We start from the raw sequence: 18,461 nt of genomic DNA on the forward strand, positions 1-18,461 counted from the left end.
GAGCAGTGCTCGCCGGGGCTCACCCCTTTGTTCGTTGCGCGGGCGTCTCAGGCCTCTTTGTTAGGTGCGCGGGCGTCTCAGGCCTCGCGGCGGTGGCGTGCGCCGCCGCTCTTGCGTTCGGCGGACCGCGGCTCGGCGCCGGTGCCGGCGGCCTCCATCTCGGCCTTGCGCGCGGCCTCGGCCTCCTCGGCCGCCTCCATCTCCGCGAACACGTCGATGGGCGCGGGCGCCTTGGCGAGGAAGACCCAGGTGAGCCATACGGCGAGCAGGAACGGCGGGATCTTCAGGGCGACGAGCACCCAGCCGAACTGCGTGGTGTCCGCCCACCAGTAGAGCGGGAAGAGGATCGCGCACTTGGCGAGCAGGATCAGGCCCCAGGCCCAACTGGCCTTGGCGTAGGCCTTCTTGCGGCCGGGGTTACGCGTGCGCCACGACAGGTTCTCCTTGAACACCGGTCCGAGGATGAGCCCGATGAGCGGCACCCCGCAGATCGTGGTGATCATGTACGCGAGGGAGAGGCCCAGCGTGTAGAGCATGCCGGGGAGGTAGAAGTCCTTGGCGTTGCCCGTCATCATCGCGAAGGCGACACCGAAGGCGACGCCGAAGACGCCGCTGAAGGCGTGCTTGACGGTGTCCCGCATGACCAGTCGCACGACGACGAGCGCCAGGGACACCGCGACGGCCGCGATGGCCGACATGCGCAGGTCCTTGTTGATCGTGAAGATGGTCACGAAGAGGAGGCCGGGGGCGACGGTCTCCACCATGCCCCGCACGCCGCCGAAGGCCTCGAAGAGCGCGGCCTCGGTCACCGCCTTGGAGTCGGCGGTCTCGGCATCGGCATCGACTCCGAGTTCACGATCGGTCGGCTTGTCGAGCGACGTCACCGGCTACTCCCGTCCGAGCGGTCTGAGTTCGTACTTCGGGTTGAAGAGCACCCTACGGCCATGGCTCATCGAGACCCGCCCGGAAGCGATGAGCTTGCGGCCCGGCTCGATCCCGACGATCGAGCGGCGCCCCAGCCACACCACGTCCAGCGCGGCCGAGCCGTCGAACAACTCCGCCTCGAGAGCGGGGACTCCGGCGCGTGGCCGCAGGGTCACCGTGCGCAACGTACCAGTTACGGTGACCATCTGTCGGTCCTGGCAGTGGTCGATCCGCGTGCAGCCCGTGGTCTGCGAGTCCTCGCGCAGCTCCTCCGACTCCAGGTCCTCCTGGGAGGTGGACAGTCGGTCGAGCATGCGACGGAACCGGCCGGCCGGCTTCTCGGACGCCCTGTCGGAACGGGGAACAGCACTCATGAAAGGAAGCCTACCCGGGCCCGCGGACAGGCGGGAAAGGGCCGCTTCCCGGTGAGACCCACCTCTCCCCACGCCGGTGCGGCCTACTTCTCGAAGCGGTAGCCCATGCCCGGCTCGGTGATGAAGTGCCGCGGATGCGAGGGGTCCGTCTCCAGCTTGCGGCGCAGCTGCGCCATGTAGACGCGCAGATAGTTGGTCTCGGTGCCGTAGGAGGGGCCCCACACCTCCTGGAGGAGCTGCTTCTGGCTCACCAGGCGCCCGGTGTTGCGCACGAGCACCTCCAGCAGGTGCCATTCGGTGGGCGTGAGCCGGACGTCGCGTCCGTCGCGGTGGACCTTCTTGGCCGCCATGTCCACCGTGAAGTCCTCGGTCTCGACGATGCCCTCGTCCTCGCCGCCACCGGTGGGTTCGGCCCGTCGCACGGCCGCGCGGAGCCGGGCGAGGAGCTCGTCCATGCCGAAGGGCTTGGTGACGTAGTCGTCCGCGCCGGCGTCGAGGGCCTCCACCTTCTCGTCGGAGGAGTGCCGCGCGGACAGGACCAGGATCGGTACCCGGGTCCAGCCGCGCAGTCCCTTGATCACCTCGACGCCGTCCATGTCGGGCAGGCCCAGGTCGAGGACGACCACGTCGGGGTGGCGGGCGGCGGCGAGCTGGAGCGCCTGGGCTCCGTCGCCCGCCGCGTCCACCTCGTACTTGCGCGCCTTCAGGTTGATGACGAGGGCGCGGACGATCTGCGGCTCGTCGTCGACCACGAGCACCCGGGTCATGCGTGCCTGCCTCTCTGCGTCGCTGCTCCCGGTGCGGCGGCCGCCGCCCGGGGGGTGCGGGGCGCCGCCCGCAGGGTGAGGACCATGGTGAGGCCGCCGCCCGGAGTGTCCTCCGCGGTCAGTGTGCCGCCCATGGCCTCGGCGAACCCGCGCGCCACGGCGAGCCCGAGGCCCACACCGGCGCCGCGCGGAGCGTCACCGTAGCGCTGGAACGGGGCGAAGATGCGGTCCTTGGCCTCGTCCGGGACGCCGGGCCCGCGGTCGACGACGCGCAGCTCCACGCGGTCGCCGAGGGCACTGGCGGAGACGAGGACGGGTTCGTCGTGCGGGCTGTACTTGACGGCGTTCTCGACGACGTTGGCGACGGCGCGCTCCAGGAGGCCCTTGTCGACGGTCACCATGGGCAGCGTCTCGGGCACGTCCAGCTGCACGCTGGCCTCCGGGTCGGGTACGCCGACCAGGGCCATCGGGACCACCTCGTCGAGGTCGATCTCCCTGATCAACGGGTTGATCGTGCCGGTCTGGAGCCTTGACATGTCGAGGAGGTTGCCGACGAGGTGATCGAGGCGGTCCGCGCCCTCCTCGATGCCGGCGAGGAGTTCGGCCCGGTCCTCGGGCGACCAGTCGACGTCCTCGGAGCGCAGGGAGGAGACGGACGCCTTGATACCGGCGAGCGGGGTGCGCAGGTCGTGGCTGACGGCGGCGAGGAGGGCGGTGCGGATGCGGTTGCCCTCGGCGAGGGTGCGGGCGCGGTCGGCCTCGGACTGCAGGCGCTGGCGGTCGAGCACGACGGCGGCCTGAGCGGCGAACGCGGCGAGCACGCGGCGGTCCTCGGCGGGCAGCACCCGGCCGGAGAGGGCGAGCACCATGTCGTAGCCGCCGCCGACGGGCATGTCGACGTCGGCGTCCTCGGGCCGGTCGGGCGGGTGGGGTCCGACGCTGCCCGCGACGGTCCAGGGCTCGGTGTCGCCGGCGCGCTCCATGAGGGCGACGGACTCCATGGCGAAGGTCTCGCGGACCCGCTCCAGGAGCGCTTCGAGGCTGGTCTCGCCGCGCAGCACGCTGCCCGCGAGGAAGGACAGGATCTCGGACTCGGCGCGCAGCCGGGAGGCCTGGTGGGTGCGGCGGGCGGCCAGGTCGACGACGGAGGCGACGGACACGGCGACGCCCACGAAGATCGCGATGGCGACGATGTTCTTGGGGTCGGCGACGGTGAACAGGTGTTTGGGCGGGGTGAAGAAGTAGTTCAGGAGCAGGGAGCCGAACGCGGCCGAGGCCAGCGCCGGCAGCAGTCCGCCCACGAGGGCCGCCGCCACGGTCAGGGCCAGGAACAGCAGCATGTCGTTGGCGAGGCCGAGGTCGGCGTCGACGTGGGTGAGGGCGAGCGCGAGCAGCGCCGGGCCGCCGACGCCGATCAGCCAGCCCCACACGATCCGGGAGCGGCCGAGCCGGGCGCCGCGGGCGACGGGCAGTCCGCGGCCCTTGGCGACCTCCTCGTGCGTGACGATGTGGACGTCGAGGTCGGGCCCGGACTCGCGCGCGACGGTGGCGCCGACGCCGGGTCCGAACATGTACTGCCAGGTCTTGCGGCGCGAGGAGCCGAGGACGATCTGGGTGGCGTTGACGCCGCGCGCGAACTCCAGGAGCGCGGCGGGGATGTCGTCTCCGACGACGTGGTGGAAGGTGCCGCCGAGGTCCTCGACGAGGGTGCGCTGGACGGCGAGTTCCTTGGGCGAGGCCGCGGTCAGGCCGTCGCTGCGCGCGATGTAGACGGCGAGGACCTCGCCGCCGGCGCCCTTCTCGGCGAGCCGCGCGGCGCGCCGGATGAGGGTGCGGCCCTCGGGTCCGCCGGTGAGGCCGACGACGATGCGCTCGCGGGCCTGCCAGGTGGAGCGGATGTTGTGCTCGCCGCGGTACTCCTGGAGGTACTCGTCGGCGCGGTCGGCGACCCACAGGAGGGCCAGTTCGCGCAGCGCGGTGAGGTTGCCGGGGCGGAAGTAGTTGGACAGGGCCGCGTCGACCTTGTCGGGCTGGTAGATGTTCCCGTGCGCCATGCGGCGGCGCAGCGCCTGGGGCGACATGTCGACGAGTTCGATCTGGTCGGCGCGGCGGACGAACTCGTCGGGGACGGTCTCCTGCTGCCGTACGCCTGTGATGGATTCGACGACGTCGCCGAGTGATTCCAGGTGCTGGATGTTGACGGTCGAGATGACGTCGATGCCGGCGGCGAGCAGTTCCTCGACGTCCTGCCAGCGCTTGGCGTGGCGCGACCCGGGCACGTTCGTGTGCGCGAGCTCGTCGACGAGGGCGACGGCGGGGGCGCGGCGCAGCACGGCGTCGACGTCCATCTCGGGGAAGACGGCGCCGCGGTAGGTGATCTCCTGGCGCGGGATCCGTTCGAGGCCGTGCAGCATCACCTCGGTGCGGGGCCGGTCGTGGTGCTCGACGAAGGCGACGACGCAGTCGGTGCCGCGCTCGACCCGGCGGTGCGCCTCGGACAGCATGGCGTAGGTCTTGCCGACGCCCGGTGCGGAACCGAGGTAGATCCGGAGCTTGCCGCGTCCCATGGCCTCATCGTCTTCCTGTCACCGCCGCTCACGGTGTCGCAGAGTCGACCCTACGGCCAGGAATTCTCGCAAATGGGACGGAGGCCTGGTGAACGGGCCTCTTTGACAGAACTCTGATGCGGTGCGCGGGGTGCGTCAGGCGCGTCCGTGCTCGACGATCTCGCCGTCGCTGAGCTCCAGGACGCGGTCGGCGAGGTCGAGGAGCGTGGCGTCGTGCGTGGCGACGAGCGCGGTGACGTTCTCGCTGCGGACGACGGCGCGCAGGAGTTCCATGACGGCGAGCCCGGTCTGCGCGTCGAGCTGTCCGGTGGGCTCGTCGGCGATGAGCAGGGCGGGGGTGTTGGCGAGGGCGCGGGCGATGGCGACGCGCTGGCGCTGGCCGCCGGAGAGCTCGCCGGGCCGCTGTTTGGCGTGCCCGTCGAGGCCGACGAGGGAGAGCAGCAGGTCGACGCGCTCCTCGCGCTCGCGCGGGTCGGCGCCGCGCATCCGCAGGGGGATGCCGACGTTCTCGGCGGCGGTGAGGATCGGGATGAGTCCGAAGGACTGGAAGATGAAGCCGATGCGGTCGCGGCGCAACTCCAGGAGGCCGTTCTCGCCGAGGCCGGAGAGTTCGAGGCCGTCGACGACGATGCGTCCGCTGTCCGGCTGGTCGAGGCCGCCGACGAGGTTGAGCAGGGTCGTCTTGCCGGATCCGGAGCGTCCCTTGAGCGCGACGAGTTCGCCGCGGGGGATCTCGAAGGAGACGCCGCGCAGGGCGTGGACGGCGGCGGCGCCGGATCCGTAGGAGCGGTGCAGGTTCTCGACGACGACCATCGGGCCCTGTGGGTCCTTCTCCAGGACGGTGGTTCTCGCCTCGGCGCTCTCGCTCATCGGTACCGCTCCCCCGTACGTACGTTCCCGGCCGGGCGCCAGTATGGCCGCTGGGCGCCCGGCCGGGCAATGGTCGAGACCAGCTCGGACCGGTCATGGCCGGCGGGTTCCGACAGGTCCGGCGGGTCAGGCGGGGTTCTCCGCGTGGGTGAGGGTCTCCCAGGCGACGAACAGGTTGTTGGAGCCCGCGGGCCGCTGCTGTTCGGTGAGCTTCTGGGTGTTGGTCATGGCGGTGCCCAGGCGGGTGTGCAGGGCGTTGTAGCCGATCTCGGTGACGGGCCCGAGGCCGCGCTTCACGGTGCCGCCGCACAGCCAGCTCGGCGGCGTCTCACCGAGCTCGTAGCGGGACTGGAAGCCGAGCGCCTGGCGCAGCCGCTCGCCGATGTCCGTGCCGTACAGGTCCTGGCCCTGGATACGGCTGGTCTCGGCGATGTGGGAGATGGACGCGATGCCGTATCCGGTGTGGGTGAAGTCGCGGCAGGTCTCCTGCGTCAACCCGGTCACGAAGGTGGACTGGCCTTGCCAATACTTGACGATCTTCTCCTTGGTGTCGAGATGTTGACTCGGCACCGTCTTGGGCAGTGCACCGTCCGAGGCCAGGTACACATACGCGGGCGTGCGTGTACGGAAGGTGGCCATCGCCTTGTCGTACGAGGCCTTGTCCTCCAGGAAGACGGAGATGCCGACGGCGGCCTCCGTCATCGTGAGCTCCCAGTTGCCGTTGGAGTTGGAGCCGTTGATCACCTCGGGCAGGTAGACGTCGCGCAGCATGGTCCTGAAGCGGCCCTCGTTCGCCCAGCCGCCGGTGTACGTGTACTTGATGATCTCGGCGGCCTTGGGCCAGGAGGAGCCGGCCCAGCCGGTCTGCAGCGGGGCGTTGCTGTTGGTGTGGTCCTGGAGGGTGGCGGACCAGGCGTCCATGAGCGCGATCGACTTCTTCGCGTAGCGCTCGTCGCGGGTGAAGTACCAGGCGAGCGCGTCGGTGTACGCGGCGATGGCGTCCTCACGCTCGTCCGTGCAGCCGTAGTTGGGGTCGGAGTAGGAGCCGCACTCGACGATCGCCCGGGGCTTGGGCGTGCGGTTCAGGTCGGCGTACTTGCTGGCCTTCATCTGGTCGAAGGCGCTCTTCCAGGGCTGGGCACCGGCGTCGATCTTGGCCTTGGCGAAGTCCAGCTGCCCCTGGGAGACGGTGACGCCGGGGTGGGCGAACGCGGCGGGGGCGGCGTCGGCGCGGTCGGCGCCGGGCCAGGCGAGGGCTCCGGCGACCAGCGCGGTGACGGAGGCGACGGAGGTGAGGAGGGAGGCAAGCAGGGTGGTGCGCGGTCTTCCGTGACGAGCCTGCATGGTGGGGGCCATCCGTTCTCGTATGTGAACGTGGGGCGCCGATGTGAACCACGGCGCTGGCCGGTGACCCTAGGTACGGACCAGCATCCCGTCAAGTGCTCGGGAAGGGACGGCAGTTGAGGCCCCTGCCCCTCCAGCCTCCGACCTTCGGTCCATGGCCCCTGGGCGGACACGAAAACGGCCGGGGCCGCACACCCTCTCGGGATGTGCGGCCCCGGCCTCGTGCCTGTGCGGGTACCCGCGCGCCGATCGCGTCAGCGGACCTCGGTGATCTCCGGGCCACGGGCCAGCTGACCCATGCCGCCGGAGAAGCGCGAGCCCTCCTGGGTATCCTGCGCGGCCCCCTCGGCGACCATCTGCGCGTCGTCGGGGAGCTTGAGGACGATCGGGTCGCGCGGGGCCATCGGGCCGTCACCGCGCACGACGACGGTGTCCTTGAAGATCTGCTCCAGCAGGCCGGCAGCCTGCGGCTGCACCGCGCCCTGGCCGGAGATGACACCGCGCAGGAACCAGCGCGGGCCGTCCACGCCGACGAAGCGCACGACCTGGAAGCCGCCCGTGCCGTCGGGCAGCTGCACAGGCACCTGAGCCCGCAGCTCCCAGCCGAGCGGACCCTCGACCTCGTCGATCACACCACCCTGCTGAGTGATGCCACCGGCGATCTCCTCGCGGACCTCGCCCCAGATGCCCTCCTTCTTGGGGGCGGCGAAGGCCTGCAGCTGGACCGCGCTGTCCTGGAGGACCACGGTCGCGGCGACGATCGCGTCGCCCGCGACCTCCACCCGCAGCTCCATGCCCTCCACGCCGGGGACGAAGAGCCCGCCGAGATCGACGCGGCCCTCACCGGGCTCGCGGACCTCGGAGGAGTCCCAGGGACCGTCGGGACGCGGCTCGGGCTCGAGCCGCACACGCTCCTGCTCCCCGTCGACCCCGGTGTCGACGCCGTCGACCTGCTCGGCCTCGCCCGCCGCGTCCACTGCGTCTTCAGCGGAGCCGTTCTTCTTGCGACGTCCGAACACGTCACTGTCCTTCCCGGTCGGATACGACCGAAGCGTATCGATTCCCACCCTTTTGACCGCCTGTGCCCTCATGGGCGCCGGTGGAGCCGCCCACAGAGGCGTGTCCGCCGGTGGACCCGAATCCCCCCTCGGCCCGCACCGAGTCGGGAAGCTGCGCCACCTCGTGGAAGCGCACCCTCTCGACCTGCTGGACGACCAGTTGGGCAATCCGGTCGAAGCGCTCGAACCGCACGCTCTCGCGCGGGTCGAGATTCACCACGATCACCTTGATCTCTCCACGGTACCCGGCATCCACCGTCCCTGGGGCATTCACCAGGGCGACACCGCAGCGTGCGGCGAGACCGGACCGTGGGTGCACGAAGGCCGCGTACCCCTCGGGCAGGGCGATGGAAACACCCGTCGGCAGGACGGCCCGCTCGCCGGGGGCGAGCTCGCACGCCTCGGTGGTGCGCAGGTCCGCGCCGGCGTCTCCGGGGTGCGCGTACGCGGGCAGCGGTACGTCGGGGTCGACGCGCGTGATGAGCACGTCGAGGGGCTGGTGCGTCACGGGTTCACCTCGAAGGCACGGGCACGCCGGATCTGGTCCGGGTCGCTCATGGCCGCCTGGATCTCTTCCTCGCGGCCGTTCTCGATGAAGTGGTCGACCTTGACCTCGATGAAGAGGGCGTCGGCCCGGACCGCGACGGGCCCGTCGGGGCCGCCGATCCGGCCGGTCGCGGTCGAGTAGATCTTGCGGCCCGCGATGGCGGTGATCTCGGCGGACAGGTGCAGCACGGTGTCCACGGGCACCGGACGCACGTAGTCCGTCTCGAGACGGCCGGTCACGGCGATGGTCTGGATCAGCCAGTTCAGCGAGCCGAGCGTCTCGTCGAGCGCGGTCGCGAGCAGCCCGCCGTGGGCGAGCCCGGGCGCTCCCTGGTGCGCGGGGCGCACGGTGAACTCGGCGGTGACGTTGACGCCGTCACCGGCCCGCGCCGCCAGATGCAGCCCGTGCGGCTGCTCGCCGCCGCAGCCGAAACAGTGCCCGTAGTGCGCGCCGATGAGCGAGCCGGGGGCGGGGGCGTCGGGGTGCCGCACCGGCGCTATGGCGTCGGCGGGGGGCGTCAGAGCTGCTGAAGTACCACTCACAGGCGCAGACCTTACCCGCGCGTCCAGTGCGTTCACGCATCGTGCCAAGCTTGAGCGCATGGAGCTCTCGACGACGCCTTACGAAGAACGCCTCACCGCCCCGCGCGCGTGGTGGCTCGTCACGTTCCTGGCGGGCGTCGCGTGCGGCCTGACGCTGCTGCCCTTCGGCACGCTGCCGCTGCTCGGCGGCTTCGTCGGCGGCCTGCTCTTCGCGGCCGTGATCACCAGCTCGTACGGCTCCGTGCGGGTCCGCGTCGTGGGTGACGCGCTGATCGCGGGCGACGCGAAGATCCCGCTGGCGGCGCTGGGTGACGTGGAGGTCCTGGACGCGGAGGAGGCGCGCGCCTGGCGCACGTACAAGTCCGATCCGCGCGCCTTCATGCTGCTGCGCAGCTACGTGCCGACGGCGGTGCGTGCGGAGGTCACCGATCCGACCGATCCGACGCCGTACGTCTATGTGTCGACCCGGGAGCCCGAGGCGCTGGCGAAGGCGCTGCGCCGGGGCTGACGCGCGAGGGCCGCGGGCCGGGTGGCCGGACGGGCCGGGCGGGTGCCCGGACTCAGTCCTCGATCTCCAGGGCGTCCTTCGGGACGTCCAGGGCCGGCAGCTCGGGCAGGGCGTCCCAGGGCACCTGGAGGCGCCTGAGGTCCTTGCGCACGCGCTCGGCGAGCTTCTTGGTGTCCCGGCGGTTCATGACCGCGCCGACGGCCGCGCCGACCATGAACGGCGTCAGGCTCGGCAGGTTCCGCACCATGCGCTTCATGATCTGCTGGCGGAGCTCGCGCTTCATCTGGCCGCCGAGCGCCGCGTTGATCGTCATCGGTTTGGACACGTCGATGCCGCGCTCCTCCGTCCAGGAGGTCAGATAGGCGCTGGTGCGCTCTTTCAGACCGCCGGGCGGGCGCAGTCCGTAGACCTCGTGGAGCTCGGCGATGAGCTTGAGCTCGATCGCGGCGACTCCGGTGATCTCGGCAGCGAGCTCGGTCGGCATCGCGGGCGGTACGGGCAGCATGGCGGCGGCGCCGACTCCCGCGCCCACGGTGGACGAGGCGTTGGCCGCGCCCATGACGAGCTTGTCCGCGAGCTTCTCGGGGCCGAGGCCCGGGAACTGCCGGCGGAGCGTGGCCAGGTCCCGGACGGGGACCCGTGGCGCGTTGTCGATGATCCGGTCGGCGATGTAGCCGATACCGGCCTTGGCGGCGGCACCGCTTCTGACGATCCCCGTACGCGCGGCGCTGCCGCTCTTGGAGATGCCTGTCCGTGCGGCGCTGCCGCTTCTGCGTATGCCGTCCCTCACGGCCGCCGTACGGCTTCTGGCGGGCGGCTCCTCGGGCCGGGTCACGGCGCTGTGACCCGCTGAGCGCAGGTCCACCGTGCCGGTGGCCGTCGGGGCGCCCGCCGTCTGCCGGTCGTCCGCTGATTCGAGCGAGGCGTCTTCGAAGGGTGAAGAGCCTCGCTCGTCTTCGCGCACGGCCTCGGACGGGCCTTGTGCCGTCCCCGGGTCGTCCTTCTTCCGGGTCAGGCGCTTCCAGGGCGGGGTCGAGCCGGTCATGCCCGACCCTGCCTCAGTCGCAGTCGCGGCAGATCGGCTGACCGTTCTTCTCCCGCGCGAGCTGGCTGCGGTGGTGCACCAGGAAGCAGCTCATGCAGGTGAACTCGTCCTGCTGCTTGGGCAGGACGCGGACGGCCAGCTCCTCGTTCGAGAGGTCGGCGCCCGGAAGCTCCAGGCCCTCGGCCGCCTCGAACTCGTCCACGTCGACGTTCGACGCGGACTTGTCGTTCCGCCGGGACTTCAGTTCTTCGATGCTGTCCTCGTTGAGGTCGTCATCGGTCTTACGTGGGGTGTCGTAATCCGTTGCCATGTCGCTCTCCCCCTCTGGGTGTATGCGGTGTCTCAGCGCACGTAACGCATGAGAGGCCGGACTTGTGCCCGACCTGAGGCGGAGATTTTGCCTCACATCAAGGTCTGTTACTCAATCGACACCCAACCGGACTCCTCTTGAGTGATCGGCTTGGGTGGCGAACGGGACCGTACACGGTCCGATCAACGCACCGCACAGGCGCCATCCCGTGTACTTCCCGTGATCAGGGCGCCCGAAAACCCGGATTTTCCCGGCTTTCCGAAGGCCCGTGCGCTCACAGAGCGTGGATGGCCGGAAATTCGCCCATGTGATCGATCACACACGGACTCCCCGGGTGCAGGTCCCGAAAATTCCGCTAAAAGCGAACTCCTCCAGCGCGTCGGCGGAAGCATGTCAGATCCACAGGCGCGCCGCACATCGAACGCCTCTAGATCGGCAGGGTGACGCGCATCACGAGCCCACCCCCCTCGCGGGGTGTGGCGGTGATCCGGCCGCCGTGCGCCCGGGCCACGGACCGGGCGATGGACAGACCGAGGCCCACTCCCTTGTCGCTGCCGGTGCGCTCGGTGCGCAGCCGTCGGAACGGCTCGAAGAGGTTGTCGATCTCGTAGGCGGGGACCACGGGGCCCGTGTTGGCCACGACGAGGACCGCCTGGCCGTGCTGGGCCTCGGTGTCGACCTGGACCCAGCCGCCCTCGCGGACGTTGTACCGGATCGCGTTCTGCACCAGGTTCAGCGCGATGCGCTCCAGGAGTACGCCGTTGCCCTGGACGACCGCCTCCTTGCGCTCCCCGCGGATCTCCACACCCTTCTCGTCGGCCTCGGCCCGGGCCTGGTCGATCGCCTGCGAGGCGACCTCCGCCAGGTCCACGGGCTTGCGCTCGACGATCTGGTTGTCGCTGCGGGCGAGCAGGAGCAGGCCCTCCACGAGCTGCTCACTGCGCTCGTTGGTCGCGAGGAGTGTCTTGCCGAGCTGCTGGAGCTCCACGGGGGCGCCGGGATCGGAGAGGTGGACCTCCAGGAGGGTGCGGTTGATCGCCAGGGGCGTGCGCAGCTCGTGCGACGCGTTCCCCACGAAGCGCTGCTGGGCCGTGAAGGCCCGCTCCAGGCGGTCGAGCATCTCGTCGAAGGTGTCGGACAGCTCCTTGAGCTCGTCGTCCGGGCCGTCCAGCTCGATGCGGCGCGACAGGTCCGTGCCGGCCACGCGGCGCGCGGTGCGCGTGATGCGGCCCAGCGGGGACAGCACACGGCCCGCCATCGCGTACCCGAAGGCGAACGCGATGACCGCGAGGCCGAGCAGCGCCATGAGGGAGCGGCTCAGCAGGACGTCCAGCGCGTGGTTGCGCTGCTGGGCGACGCAGTCGTTCAGCGCGCTGTTCAGCTCGCTGGCCGGGAGCTTGGTGCCGTCCGGAATGTTGCAGACGCTGCTGGAGACCGTGCCTTCGACGATCTTGAAGGGGAGCTCGCTGCCCACGTTCAGGGCCTGGGCGGCGAGCAGGTAGATGATCGAGAGGAGCAGGATGCCCGCGATCAGGAACATGCCGCCGTAGAGCAGCGTGAGCCTTATGCGGATCGTGGGCCGGAGCCAGGGGAAGGGCGGTTCGTCCTTCGCCCCTGGCTTCCAGGTCGGTTTCGGGGGCGCCGAGGGGGGCGCGGGGGTGGCGGCCATGGAGAACTCAGATCCGGTAGCCCGAGCCGGGCACGGTGACGATGACGGCGGGCTCGCCGAGCTTGCGGCGCAGGGTCATGACGGTGACGCGCACGACGTTCGTGAACGGGTCCGTGTTCTCGTCCCAGGCCTTCTCGAGGAGCTGCTCCGCCGAGACGACGGCGCCCTCGCTGCGCAGCAGGACCTCCAGGACGGCGAACTCCTTGGGCGCGAGCTGGACCTCCTTGCCGTCGCGGAAGACCTCCCGGCGGTTCGGGTCGAGCTTGATGCCGGCGCGCTCCAGGACGGGCGGCAGGGGCACGCTCGTGCGGCGGCCGAGCGCCCGCACGCGGGCCGTCAGCTCGCTGAACGCGAAGGGCTTGGGGAGGTAGTCGTCGGCGCCCAGCTCCAGGCCCTCCACGCGGTCGCTGACGTCGCCGGAGGCGGTGAGCATCAGGATGCGGGTGGGCATGCCCAGCTCGACGATCTTGCGGGCGACGTCGTCGCCGTGCACGAGCGGGAGGTCGCGGTCGAGGACGACCACGTCGTAGTCGTTGACGCCGATGCGCTCCAGGGCGGCCGCACCGTCGTACACGACGTCGACGGCCATGGCCTCCCGGCGCAGTCCGGTGGCCACCGCATCGGCGAGCAGCTGCTCGTCCTCGACGACGAGTACGCGCACGTCGCTTGTCCTTCCTCTGGTCACCTGCGGGCAGCGCTCGGGCGCACACGGGCAGGTTCGGTCACGGGGTGTGAGTCACCATCCTGCCCCTTTCGGCCATAAACCGGCTGTAAGGCGGTGTGAGGCCCCGGGAATGCCGGTTTTTCTCGTGGGGTTGAGGTTTCCGCGGGAGGAAGCACGGGGAGGACGGGTTTACACCCGCGATCACGCTTTGTATGTGGCATGCCACGAGCCGCTTCCCGTAAGGCGTTTCGGGACGTGATCGCCCCTTCCACCGGGCACACCCCCGTGCCACCGACCCACGACCCAGGACGAGGGGGCGCAACCATGGACGCATTCACCGCAGGACTTCTGCAGCGCATAAGGGCGGCCGAGACCGACCTGACGCGGGCGCGCGAGACCGGCGACGACTTCCTTGCCGAGGTCGAGCAGGGCGAGCTGGACGACCTGCGTCGTCTCGCCGCCGAGCACGGCGTGGAGATCCACGCCTGAGCGTCAGCGCTTCGCAGTGAACGCAGTGAGCACGCGTGAGGGCCCCGGCGCCTGGTTCGATCCAGGCGGGCGCCGGGGCCCTCACGCGTGTCCTGGGCCGGTGGCTCAGTCGTGCCAGGCGCCGAGCGCTTCCAGCCAGGCCTGGAGCGGCTCGAACAGGCCGGGCGGCGCGGCGATCGCGAGCTCGGGCGACACGGGGACGCCGGGACGCCCGCCGGTGAGCGCGCCCGCCTCGCGCGCGATGAGCTCTCCTGCGGCGTAGTCCCAGGGGTTCAGTCCGCGCTCGTAGTACGCGTCGAGCCGGCCCGTGGCGACGTCGCACAGGTCGATGGCCGCGGAGCCGCCGCGCCGGATGTCGCGCACGCGCGGGATCAACTGGCGTACGACGTCGGCCTGGTGGACGCGGCGTGACTCCAGGTAGCCGAAGCCGGTGCCGACCAGGGCCTGCTCGAAGGGGGGCGCCACGCGCGCGTGGGCGGGGCGGTCGTTCACGTACGCGCCCTCGCCGAGGACCGCGCGGTAGGTCTCGCCGCGCAGGGGTGCGGCGACGACGCCGACGACGGTCTCGCCGTCCTTGCGGGCGGCGATGGAGACGGACCAATCGGGGCGCCCGTACAGGTAGTTGACTGTTCCGTCGATGGGGTCGATCACCCATTCGACGCCGGTGGTGCCCTGGGTGGCGGCGCCCTCCTCGCCGAGCACCCCGTCGTCGGGGCGGCGCTCGGCCAGGTAGTCCGTGATCAGCTTCTCGGACGCGATGTCCATCTCGGTGACGACGTCGACGGCGCTGGTCTTGGTGGCGGCGACGCCGAGGTCGGCGGGCCGGCCCTCGCGCAGGAAGACGCCCGCGCGGGCGGCGGCCTCCAGGGCGACGTCGAGCAGTTCTGCGGTGAGGCCCTCGGGGGCCCTGTCGTCGGTCACGTGGCCGTCCTTACGCGTACGGGCTGTCGGCGCCCGCGGCGGCGGGCTTGGGGGTGCGGGCCGGGCAGCAGCCCACGGGGCACAGGTCGTGGCTCGCGCCGAGCGCGCCGAGGGCGCAGGGGGTGACCTGTCGGTCGCTCTCCGAGGCGGCCCGCTCCAGGACCAGGTCGCGCACGGCGGCGGCGAAGCGGGGGTCGGCGCCCACGGTGGCGGAGCGGCGCACGGGCAGGCCGAGCTCGGCGGCCTTGGCGGTGGCCTCGGTGTCGAGGTCGTAGAGGACCTCCATGTGGTCCGAGACGAACCCGATGGGGGCCATGACGACGGCCGGGACCCCGGCCTCGTGCCGCTCCTCCAGGTGGTCGCAGATGTCGGGCTCGAGCCAGGGGATGCTCGGGGCGCCGGAGCGGGACTGGTAGACGAGCTGCCAGGGGTGGTCGACGCCCGTCTCCTCGCGCACGGCGTCGGCGATCAGCCGCGCGACGTCCAGGTGCTGCTTCACGTACGCGCCGCCGTCCCCGTGGTCCTCGACGGTGCCGGAGGTGTCGGCCGCGGCGGTGGGGATGGAGTGCGTGGTGAACGCGATGTGGGCGCCGTCGCGCACGTCGTCGGGCAGGTCGGCGAGCGACTTCAGGACGCCGTCCACCATGGGGCGCACGAAGCCCGGGTGGTTGAAGTAGTGGCGCAGCTTGTCGACGCGCGGCAGCTCCCGGCCCTCGGCCTCCAGGGTGGCGAGCGCGTCCGCCAGGTTCTCCCGGTACTGGCGGCAGCCCGAGTACGAGGCGTACGCGCTGGTGGCCAGGACGAGGATGCGGCGGTGGCCGGCGGTGGCCATGTCGCGCAGGACGTCGGTCAGGTAGGGCGACCAGTTCCTGTTCCCCCAGTACACCGGGAGGTCCAGGCCGTGGTCGGCGAAGTCCTTGCGCAGGGCGTCCAGCAGGGCCCTGTTCTGCTCGTTGATGGGGCTGACGCCACCGAACCGGAAGTAGTGCTGTCCGACCTCCTTGAGCCGCTCCTTGGGGATGCCGCGGCCCTTCGTCACGTTCTCCAGGAACGGGACGACGTCGTCAGGGCCTTCGGGGCCGCCGAAGGAGAGCAGCAGCAGGGCGTCGTAGGGGCGGGCGTCCGGGGTGGCAGCGTGCGCGTCTGGCATGGCTTCGATCCTGCCACCCGCCACCGACAGGCGGGGAACCGCCATGCCACCGCTCCGTGACACGCGTAAGCTGTATCAGCTGCACTTACGCCTTACCCCTTACGTCCGGCCCCGCCGAGCCGCGCTGCGGTGTGCCTGGACGACGCCTGACCGGAGTCGAGTTGCCCAGCCCGTACCGCGCCATTTTCGCCCTCCCCGGCACCAAGAGCTTCTCGGTGGCCGGGTTCCTGGGCCGGATGCCCCTGTCGATGATGGGCATCGGGATCGTCACGATGATCTCGCAGCTGACCGGGCGTTACGGGCTCGCGGGAGCCCTGTCGGCGACCGTCGCGCTGTCGGCGGCGGCCATCGGCCCTCAGATCTCACGGCTCGTGGACCGGCACGGGCAGCGCCGGGTGCTGCGCCCGGTCACACTGGTGTCCCTGGTGGCGGCCGCGGCGCTCCTGTTGTGCGCGAAGTACGCGGCGCCGGACTGGACGCTCTTCGTGAGCTGCGCGTTCATCGGCTGTGTGCCGAGCGTCGGGTCGATGATCCGGGCGCGGTGGGCGTCGCTGTACTCGGAGACGCCGCGGCAGTTGCACACCGCGTACTCGTTCGAGTCGGTCATCGACGAGGTGTGCTTCATCTTCGGGCCGATCATCTCGATCGGTCTGTCCACCGCCTGGTTCCCGGAGGCGGGCCCGCTCCTGGCGGCGTGTTTCCTCGCGGTCGGCGTCTTCTGGCTGACCGCCCAGCGGGCCACGGAGCCCACGCCGCACCCGCGCGAACAGCACAACGGCGGTTCGGCGCTCCGCGCGGGCGGCCTGCAGGTGCTGGTGGCCACCTTCGTGGCGACGGGCGCGATCTTCGGGGCGGTCGACGTGGTGACGGTGGCCTTCGCCGAGGAGCGCGGGCACAAGTCGATGGCCAGTGTCGTGCTCGCCCTGTACGCGGCCGGGTCCTGTCTCGCGGGCGCCCTCTTCGGGCTGCTGCACTTCAAGGGGGCTCCCGCCCGCAGGTGGCTGGTGGGAGTCGTCGCGATGGCCGTGAGTATGATCCCCCTCCAACTGGTCGGGGGCCTGCCGTTCCTGGCCGTGGCGCTCTTCGTTGCGGGCCTGTCCGTCGCACCGACGATGATCACGACGATGGCCCTCGTCGAACAGCACGTACCACGCGCGAAACTGACCGAGGGCATGACCTGGGTGAGCACCGGACTCGCGGTCGGTGTCGCGCTCGGTTCCTCCGCGGCCGGCTGGGTGATCGACGCCGCCGGCGCGAAGGCCGGGTACGGGGTGCCCGGAGTCTCGGGCGCCGTCGCGGTCGTCGTCGCGCTCCTCGGCTATCGCCGGCTGCAGCAGCCGGTTCCGCAGCGGGGAGGGACTTCCGATGAGCACGGCGCAGACGGGCAGCACGAAGAGCGGCGAAGCGTGGCGTAACTGGGCGGGGAACGTCGTCTCCCGCCCGGTGCGCGAGGTGACGCCCGCCTCGGTCGAGGAACTGACCGAGGCCGTGCGCCGGGCCGCCGAGGACGGCCTGAAGGTGAAGGCCGTCGGCACCGGTCACTCGTTCACCGCGGCAGCCGCTACCGACGGGGTGTTGATCCGCCCTCAACTGTTGACGGGCATCCGCGGCATCGACCGGGAGAACGGCACGGTCACCGTCGAGGCCGGCACTCCGCTCAAGAGGCTCAACATGGCCCTGGCGCGCGAGGGTCTGTCGCTCACGAACATGGGCGACATCATGGAGCAGACCGTCTCCGGGGCGACGAGCACCGGCACGCACGGCACGGGCCGCGACTCGGCCTCGATCTCGGCGCAGATCAAGGGCCTCGAGCTGGTCACGGCGAGCGGCGAACTGCTGACCTGCTCCGAGAAGGAGAATCCCGAGGTCTTCGCGGCCGCGCGGCTCGGCATCGGCGCGCTCGGCATCGTCACGGCCCTCACCTTCGCCGTGGAGCCGCTCTTCCTGCTCACCGCGCGCGAGGAGCCGATGGCGTTCGACCGCGTCCTCGCCGACTTCGACGAGCTCCACGCGGAGAACGAGCACTTCGAGTTCTACTGGTTCCCGCACACGGGCAACTGCAACACCAAGCGCAACAACCGCAGCGCGGGCCCGGAGGCCCCGGTGTCGAGGGTGAGCGGCTTCGTCGAGGACGAGCTGCTGTCCAACGGCCTGTTCCAGGTGGTCAATTCGATCGGCCGCGCGGTGCCCGCCACGATCCCGGCGATCGCCAAGATCTCCAGCAAGGCCCTGTCGGCCCGGACGTACACGGACATTCCCTACAAGGTCTTCACATCCCCGCGCCGGGTCCGCTTCGTGGAGATGGAGTACGCGGTTCCGCGCGCGGCCCTGGTGGACACGCTGCGCGAGCTGAAGTCCATGGTGGACCGCTCGAACCTGCGGATCAGCTTCCCCGTCGAGGTGCGCACGGCCCCGGCCGACGACATCACGCTGTCGACGGCGTCCGGCCGGGACAGCGCGTACATCGCGGTCCACATGTACAAGGGCACCCCGTACCAGCGGTACTTCACGGCCGCGGAGCAGATCTTCACGGCCCATGAGGGGCGCCCGCACTGGGGCAAAGTGCACACGCGCGACGCCGAGTACTTCGCGTCGGCGTACCCGCGCTTCGGCGAGTTCACGGCGCTGCGCGACCGGCTCGACCCGGACCGTCTGTTCGGCAACGCCTACCTGCGCCGGGTCCTGGGCGACTGACGACGCGGCCGGCCCGCC

Annotated in this window: 19 protein-coding genes; 4 read left to right on the top strand and 15 right to left on the bottom strand. The window is 71.0% G+C overall.

Annotated elements, in window-relative coordinates:
• Positions 1-77: 77 nt before the first annotated feature.
• From ACFW9D_RS04555 to ACFW9D_RS04595, 9 genes are all read right to left on the bottom strand, one after another.
• Entirely contained in the window at positions 78-884 is an 807-nt protein-coding gene (locus ACFW9D_RS04555; protein ID WP_188336391.1) for a DUF3159 domain-containing protein, read from the bottom strand.
• A 3-nt stretch (positions 885-887) separates the two neighbouring features.
• Positions 888-1,298 carry an OB-fold nucleic acid binding domain-containing protein gene (locus ACFW9D_RS04560; RefSeq protein ID WP_188336392.1) on the bottom strand — a complete coding sequence of 137 codons (411 nt, stop codon included), beginning with the start codon at positions 1,296-1,298 and terminating at the stop codon, positions 888-890.
• An 83-nt stretch (positions 1,299-1,381) separates the two neighbouring features.
• The gene (locus ACFW9D_RS04565; protein WP_188336393.1) at positions 1,382-2,065 is read right to left on the bottom strand and encodes a response regulator; all 684 of its coding nucleotides are present in this window, start codon (positions 2,063-2,065) and stop codon (positions 1,382-1,384) included.
• Positions 2,062-4,632, bottom strand: a complete 2,571-nt coding sequence (locus ACFW9D_RS04570; RefSeq protein WP_384617709.1) for an ATP-binding protein — start codon at positions 4,630-4,632, stop codon at positions 2,062-2,064. Before ACFW9D_RS04570 ends, ACFW9D_RS04565 begins: the two co-directional genes overlap by 4 nt.
• Positions 4,633-4,767: 135 nt before the next feature.
• Positions 4,768-5,502, bottom strand: a complete 735-nt coding sequence (locus ACFW9D_RS04575) for an ABC transporter ATP-binding protein (protein ID WP_384617711.1) — start codon at positions 5,500-5,502, stop codon at positions 4,768-4,770.
• A gap of 126 nt (positions 5,503-5,628) precedes the next feature.
• Positions 5,629-6,846: an alginate lyase family protein gene (locus ACFW9D_RS04580; protein ID WP_384617713.1), complete on the bottom strand. Its 1,218-nt coding sequence runs from the start codon at positions 6,844-6,846 to the stop codon at positions 5,629-5,631.
• Between the two features lie 254 nt (positions 6,847-7,100).
• Positions 7,101-7,865, bottom strand: coding sequence for a DUF3710 domain-containing protein (locus tag ACFW9D_RS04585; RefSeq protein WP_384617715.1), 765 nt, complete (start codon positions 7,863-7,865; stop codon positions 7,101-7,103).
• 1 nt (position 7,866) lies between these two features.
• Positions 7,867-8,412, bottom strand: coding sequence for a dUTP diphosphatase (gene dut, locus ACFW9D_RS04590; RefSeq protein ID WP_384617717.1), 546 nt, complete (start codon positions 8,410-8,412; stop codon positions 7,867-7,869).
• Entirely contained in the window at positions 8,409-8,993 is a 585-nt protein-coding gene (locus ACFW9D_RS04595; RefSeq protein ID WP_188336399.1) for a PaaI family thioesterase, read from the bottom strand. Before ACFW9D_RS04595 ends, dut begins: the two co-directional genes overlap by 4 nt.
• 58 nt (positions 8,994-9,051) lie before the next feature.
• Here ACFW9D_RS04595 and ACFW9D_RS04600 point away from each other — a divergent pair, with 58 nt between their 5' ends.
• Complete coding sequence (locus ACFW9D_RS04600) at positions 9,052-9,501, top strand: DUF3093 domain-containing protein (RefSeq protein WP_384617718.1); 450 nt, start codon at positions 9,052-9,054, stop codon at positions 9,499-9,501.
• A gap of 52 nt (positions 9,502-9,553) precedes the next feature.
• Here ACFW9D_RS04600 and ACFW9D_RS04605 read toward each other — a convergent pair whose 3' ends face one another.
• The 4 genes from ACFW9D_RS04605 to ACFW9D_RS04620 all read right to left on the bottom strand — a co-directional run bounded on the left by ACFW9D_RS04605 (position 9,554) and on the right by ACFW9D_RS04620 (position 13,186).
• On the bottom strand, positions 9,554-10,546 hold the full coding sequence (locus ACFW9D_RS04605; RefSeq protein WP_188336401.1) for a hypothetical protein: 993 nt from the start codon (positions 10,544-10,546) through the stop codon (positions 9,554-9,556).
• 13 nt (positions 10,547-10,559) lie between these two features.
• Entirely contained in the window at positions 10,560-10,856 is a 297-nt protein-coding gene (locus tag ACFW9D_RS04610; protein ID WP_018535993.1) for a DUF4193 domain-containing protein, read from the bottom strand.
• A gap of 427 nt (positions 10,857-11,283) precedes the next feature.
• Positions 11,284-12,525, bottom strand: coding sequence for a sensor histidine kinase (locus ACFW9D_RS04615; protein ID WP_384617720.1), 1,242 nt, complete (start codon positions 12,523-12,525; stop codon positions 11,284-11,286).
• A gap of 7 nt (positions 12,526-12,532) precedes the next feature.
• A complete protein-coding gene (locus ACFW9D_RS04620) occupies positions 12,533-13,186 on the bottom strand; it encodes a response regulator transcription factor (protein ID WP_188336403.1) in 654 nt (217 codons plus the stop codon).
• A gap of 327 nt (positions 13,187-13,513) precedes the next feature.
• Between ACFW9D_RS04620 and ACFW9D_RS04625 the strand changes: the two genes are divergently transcribed.
• Positions 13,514-13,678 carry a hypothetical protein gene (locus ACFW9D_RS04625; protein ID WP_188336404.1) on the top strand — a complete coding sequence of 55 codons (165 nt, stop codon included), beginning with the start codon at positions 13,514-13,516 and terminating at the stop codon, positions 13,676-13,678.
• A 105-nt stretch (positions 13,679-13,783) separates the two neighbouring features.
• Here the strand turns inward: ACFW9D_RS04625 and ACFW9D_RS04630 are convergent, their stop codons facing one another.
• Both ACFW9D_RS04630 and ACFW9D_RS04635 read right to left on the bottom strand, forming a co-directional pair.
• A complete protein-coding gene (locus ACFW9D_RS04630; RefSeq protein ID WP_384617723.1) occupies positions 13,784-14,599 on the bottom strand; it encodes an inositol monophosphatase family protein in 816 nt (271 codons plus the stop codon).
• A 10-nt stretch (positions 14,600-14,609) separates the two neighbouring features.
• Positions 14,610-15,749, bottom strand: coding sequence for a ferrochelatase (locus ACFW9D_RS04635; RefSeq protein WP_384617726.1), 1,140 nt, complete (start codon positions 15,747-15,749; stop codon positions 14,610-14,612).
• Between the two features lie 161 nt (positions 15,750-15,910).
• On the opposite strand from ACFW9D_RS04635, the gene ACFW9D_RS04640 reads away from it, so the two are divergent.
• Both ACFW9D_RS04640 and ACFW9D_RS04645 read left to right on the top strand, forming a co-directional pair.
• Positions 15,911-17,164, top strand: a complete 1,254-nt coding sequence (locus ACFW9D_RS04640) for an MFS transporter (protein ID WP_188336407.1) — start codon at positions 15,911-15,913, stop codon at positions 17,162-17,164.
• The gene (locus ACFW9D_RS04645) at positions 17,115-18,443 is read left to right on the top strand and encodes a D-arabinono-1,4-lactone oxidase (protein ID WP_384617727.1); all 1,329 of its coding nucleotides are present in this window, start codon (positions 17,115-17,117) and stop codon (positions 18,441-18,443) included. Before ACFW9D_RS04640 ends, ACFW9D_RS04645 begins: the two co-directional genes overlap by 50 nt.
• The last annotated feature ends 18 nt before the right edge of the window (positions 18,444-18,461 follow it).

It is taken from the genome of Streptomyces sp. NPDC059524, from assembly GCF_042749255.1.
In the GTDB taxonomy this organism is placed as follows: domain Bacteria; phylum Actinomycetota; class Actinomycetes; order Streptomycetales; family Streptomycetaceae; genus Streptomyces; species Streptomyces xanthii.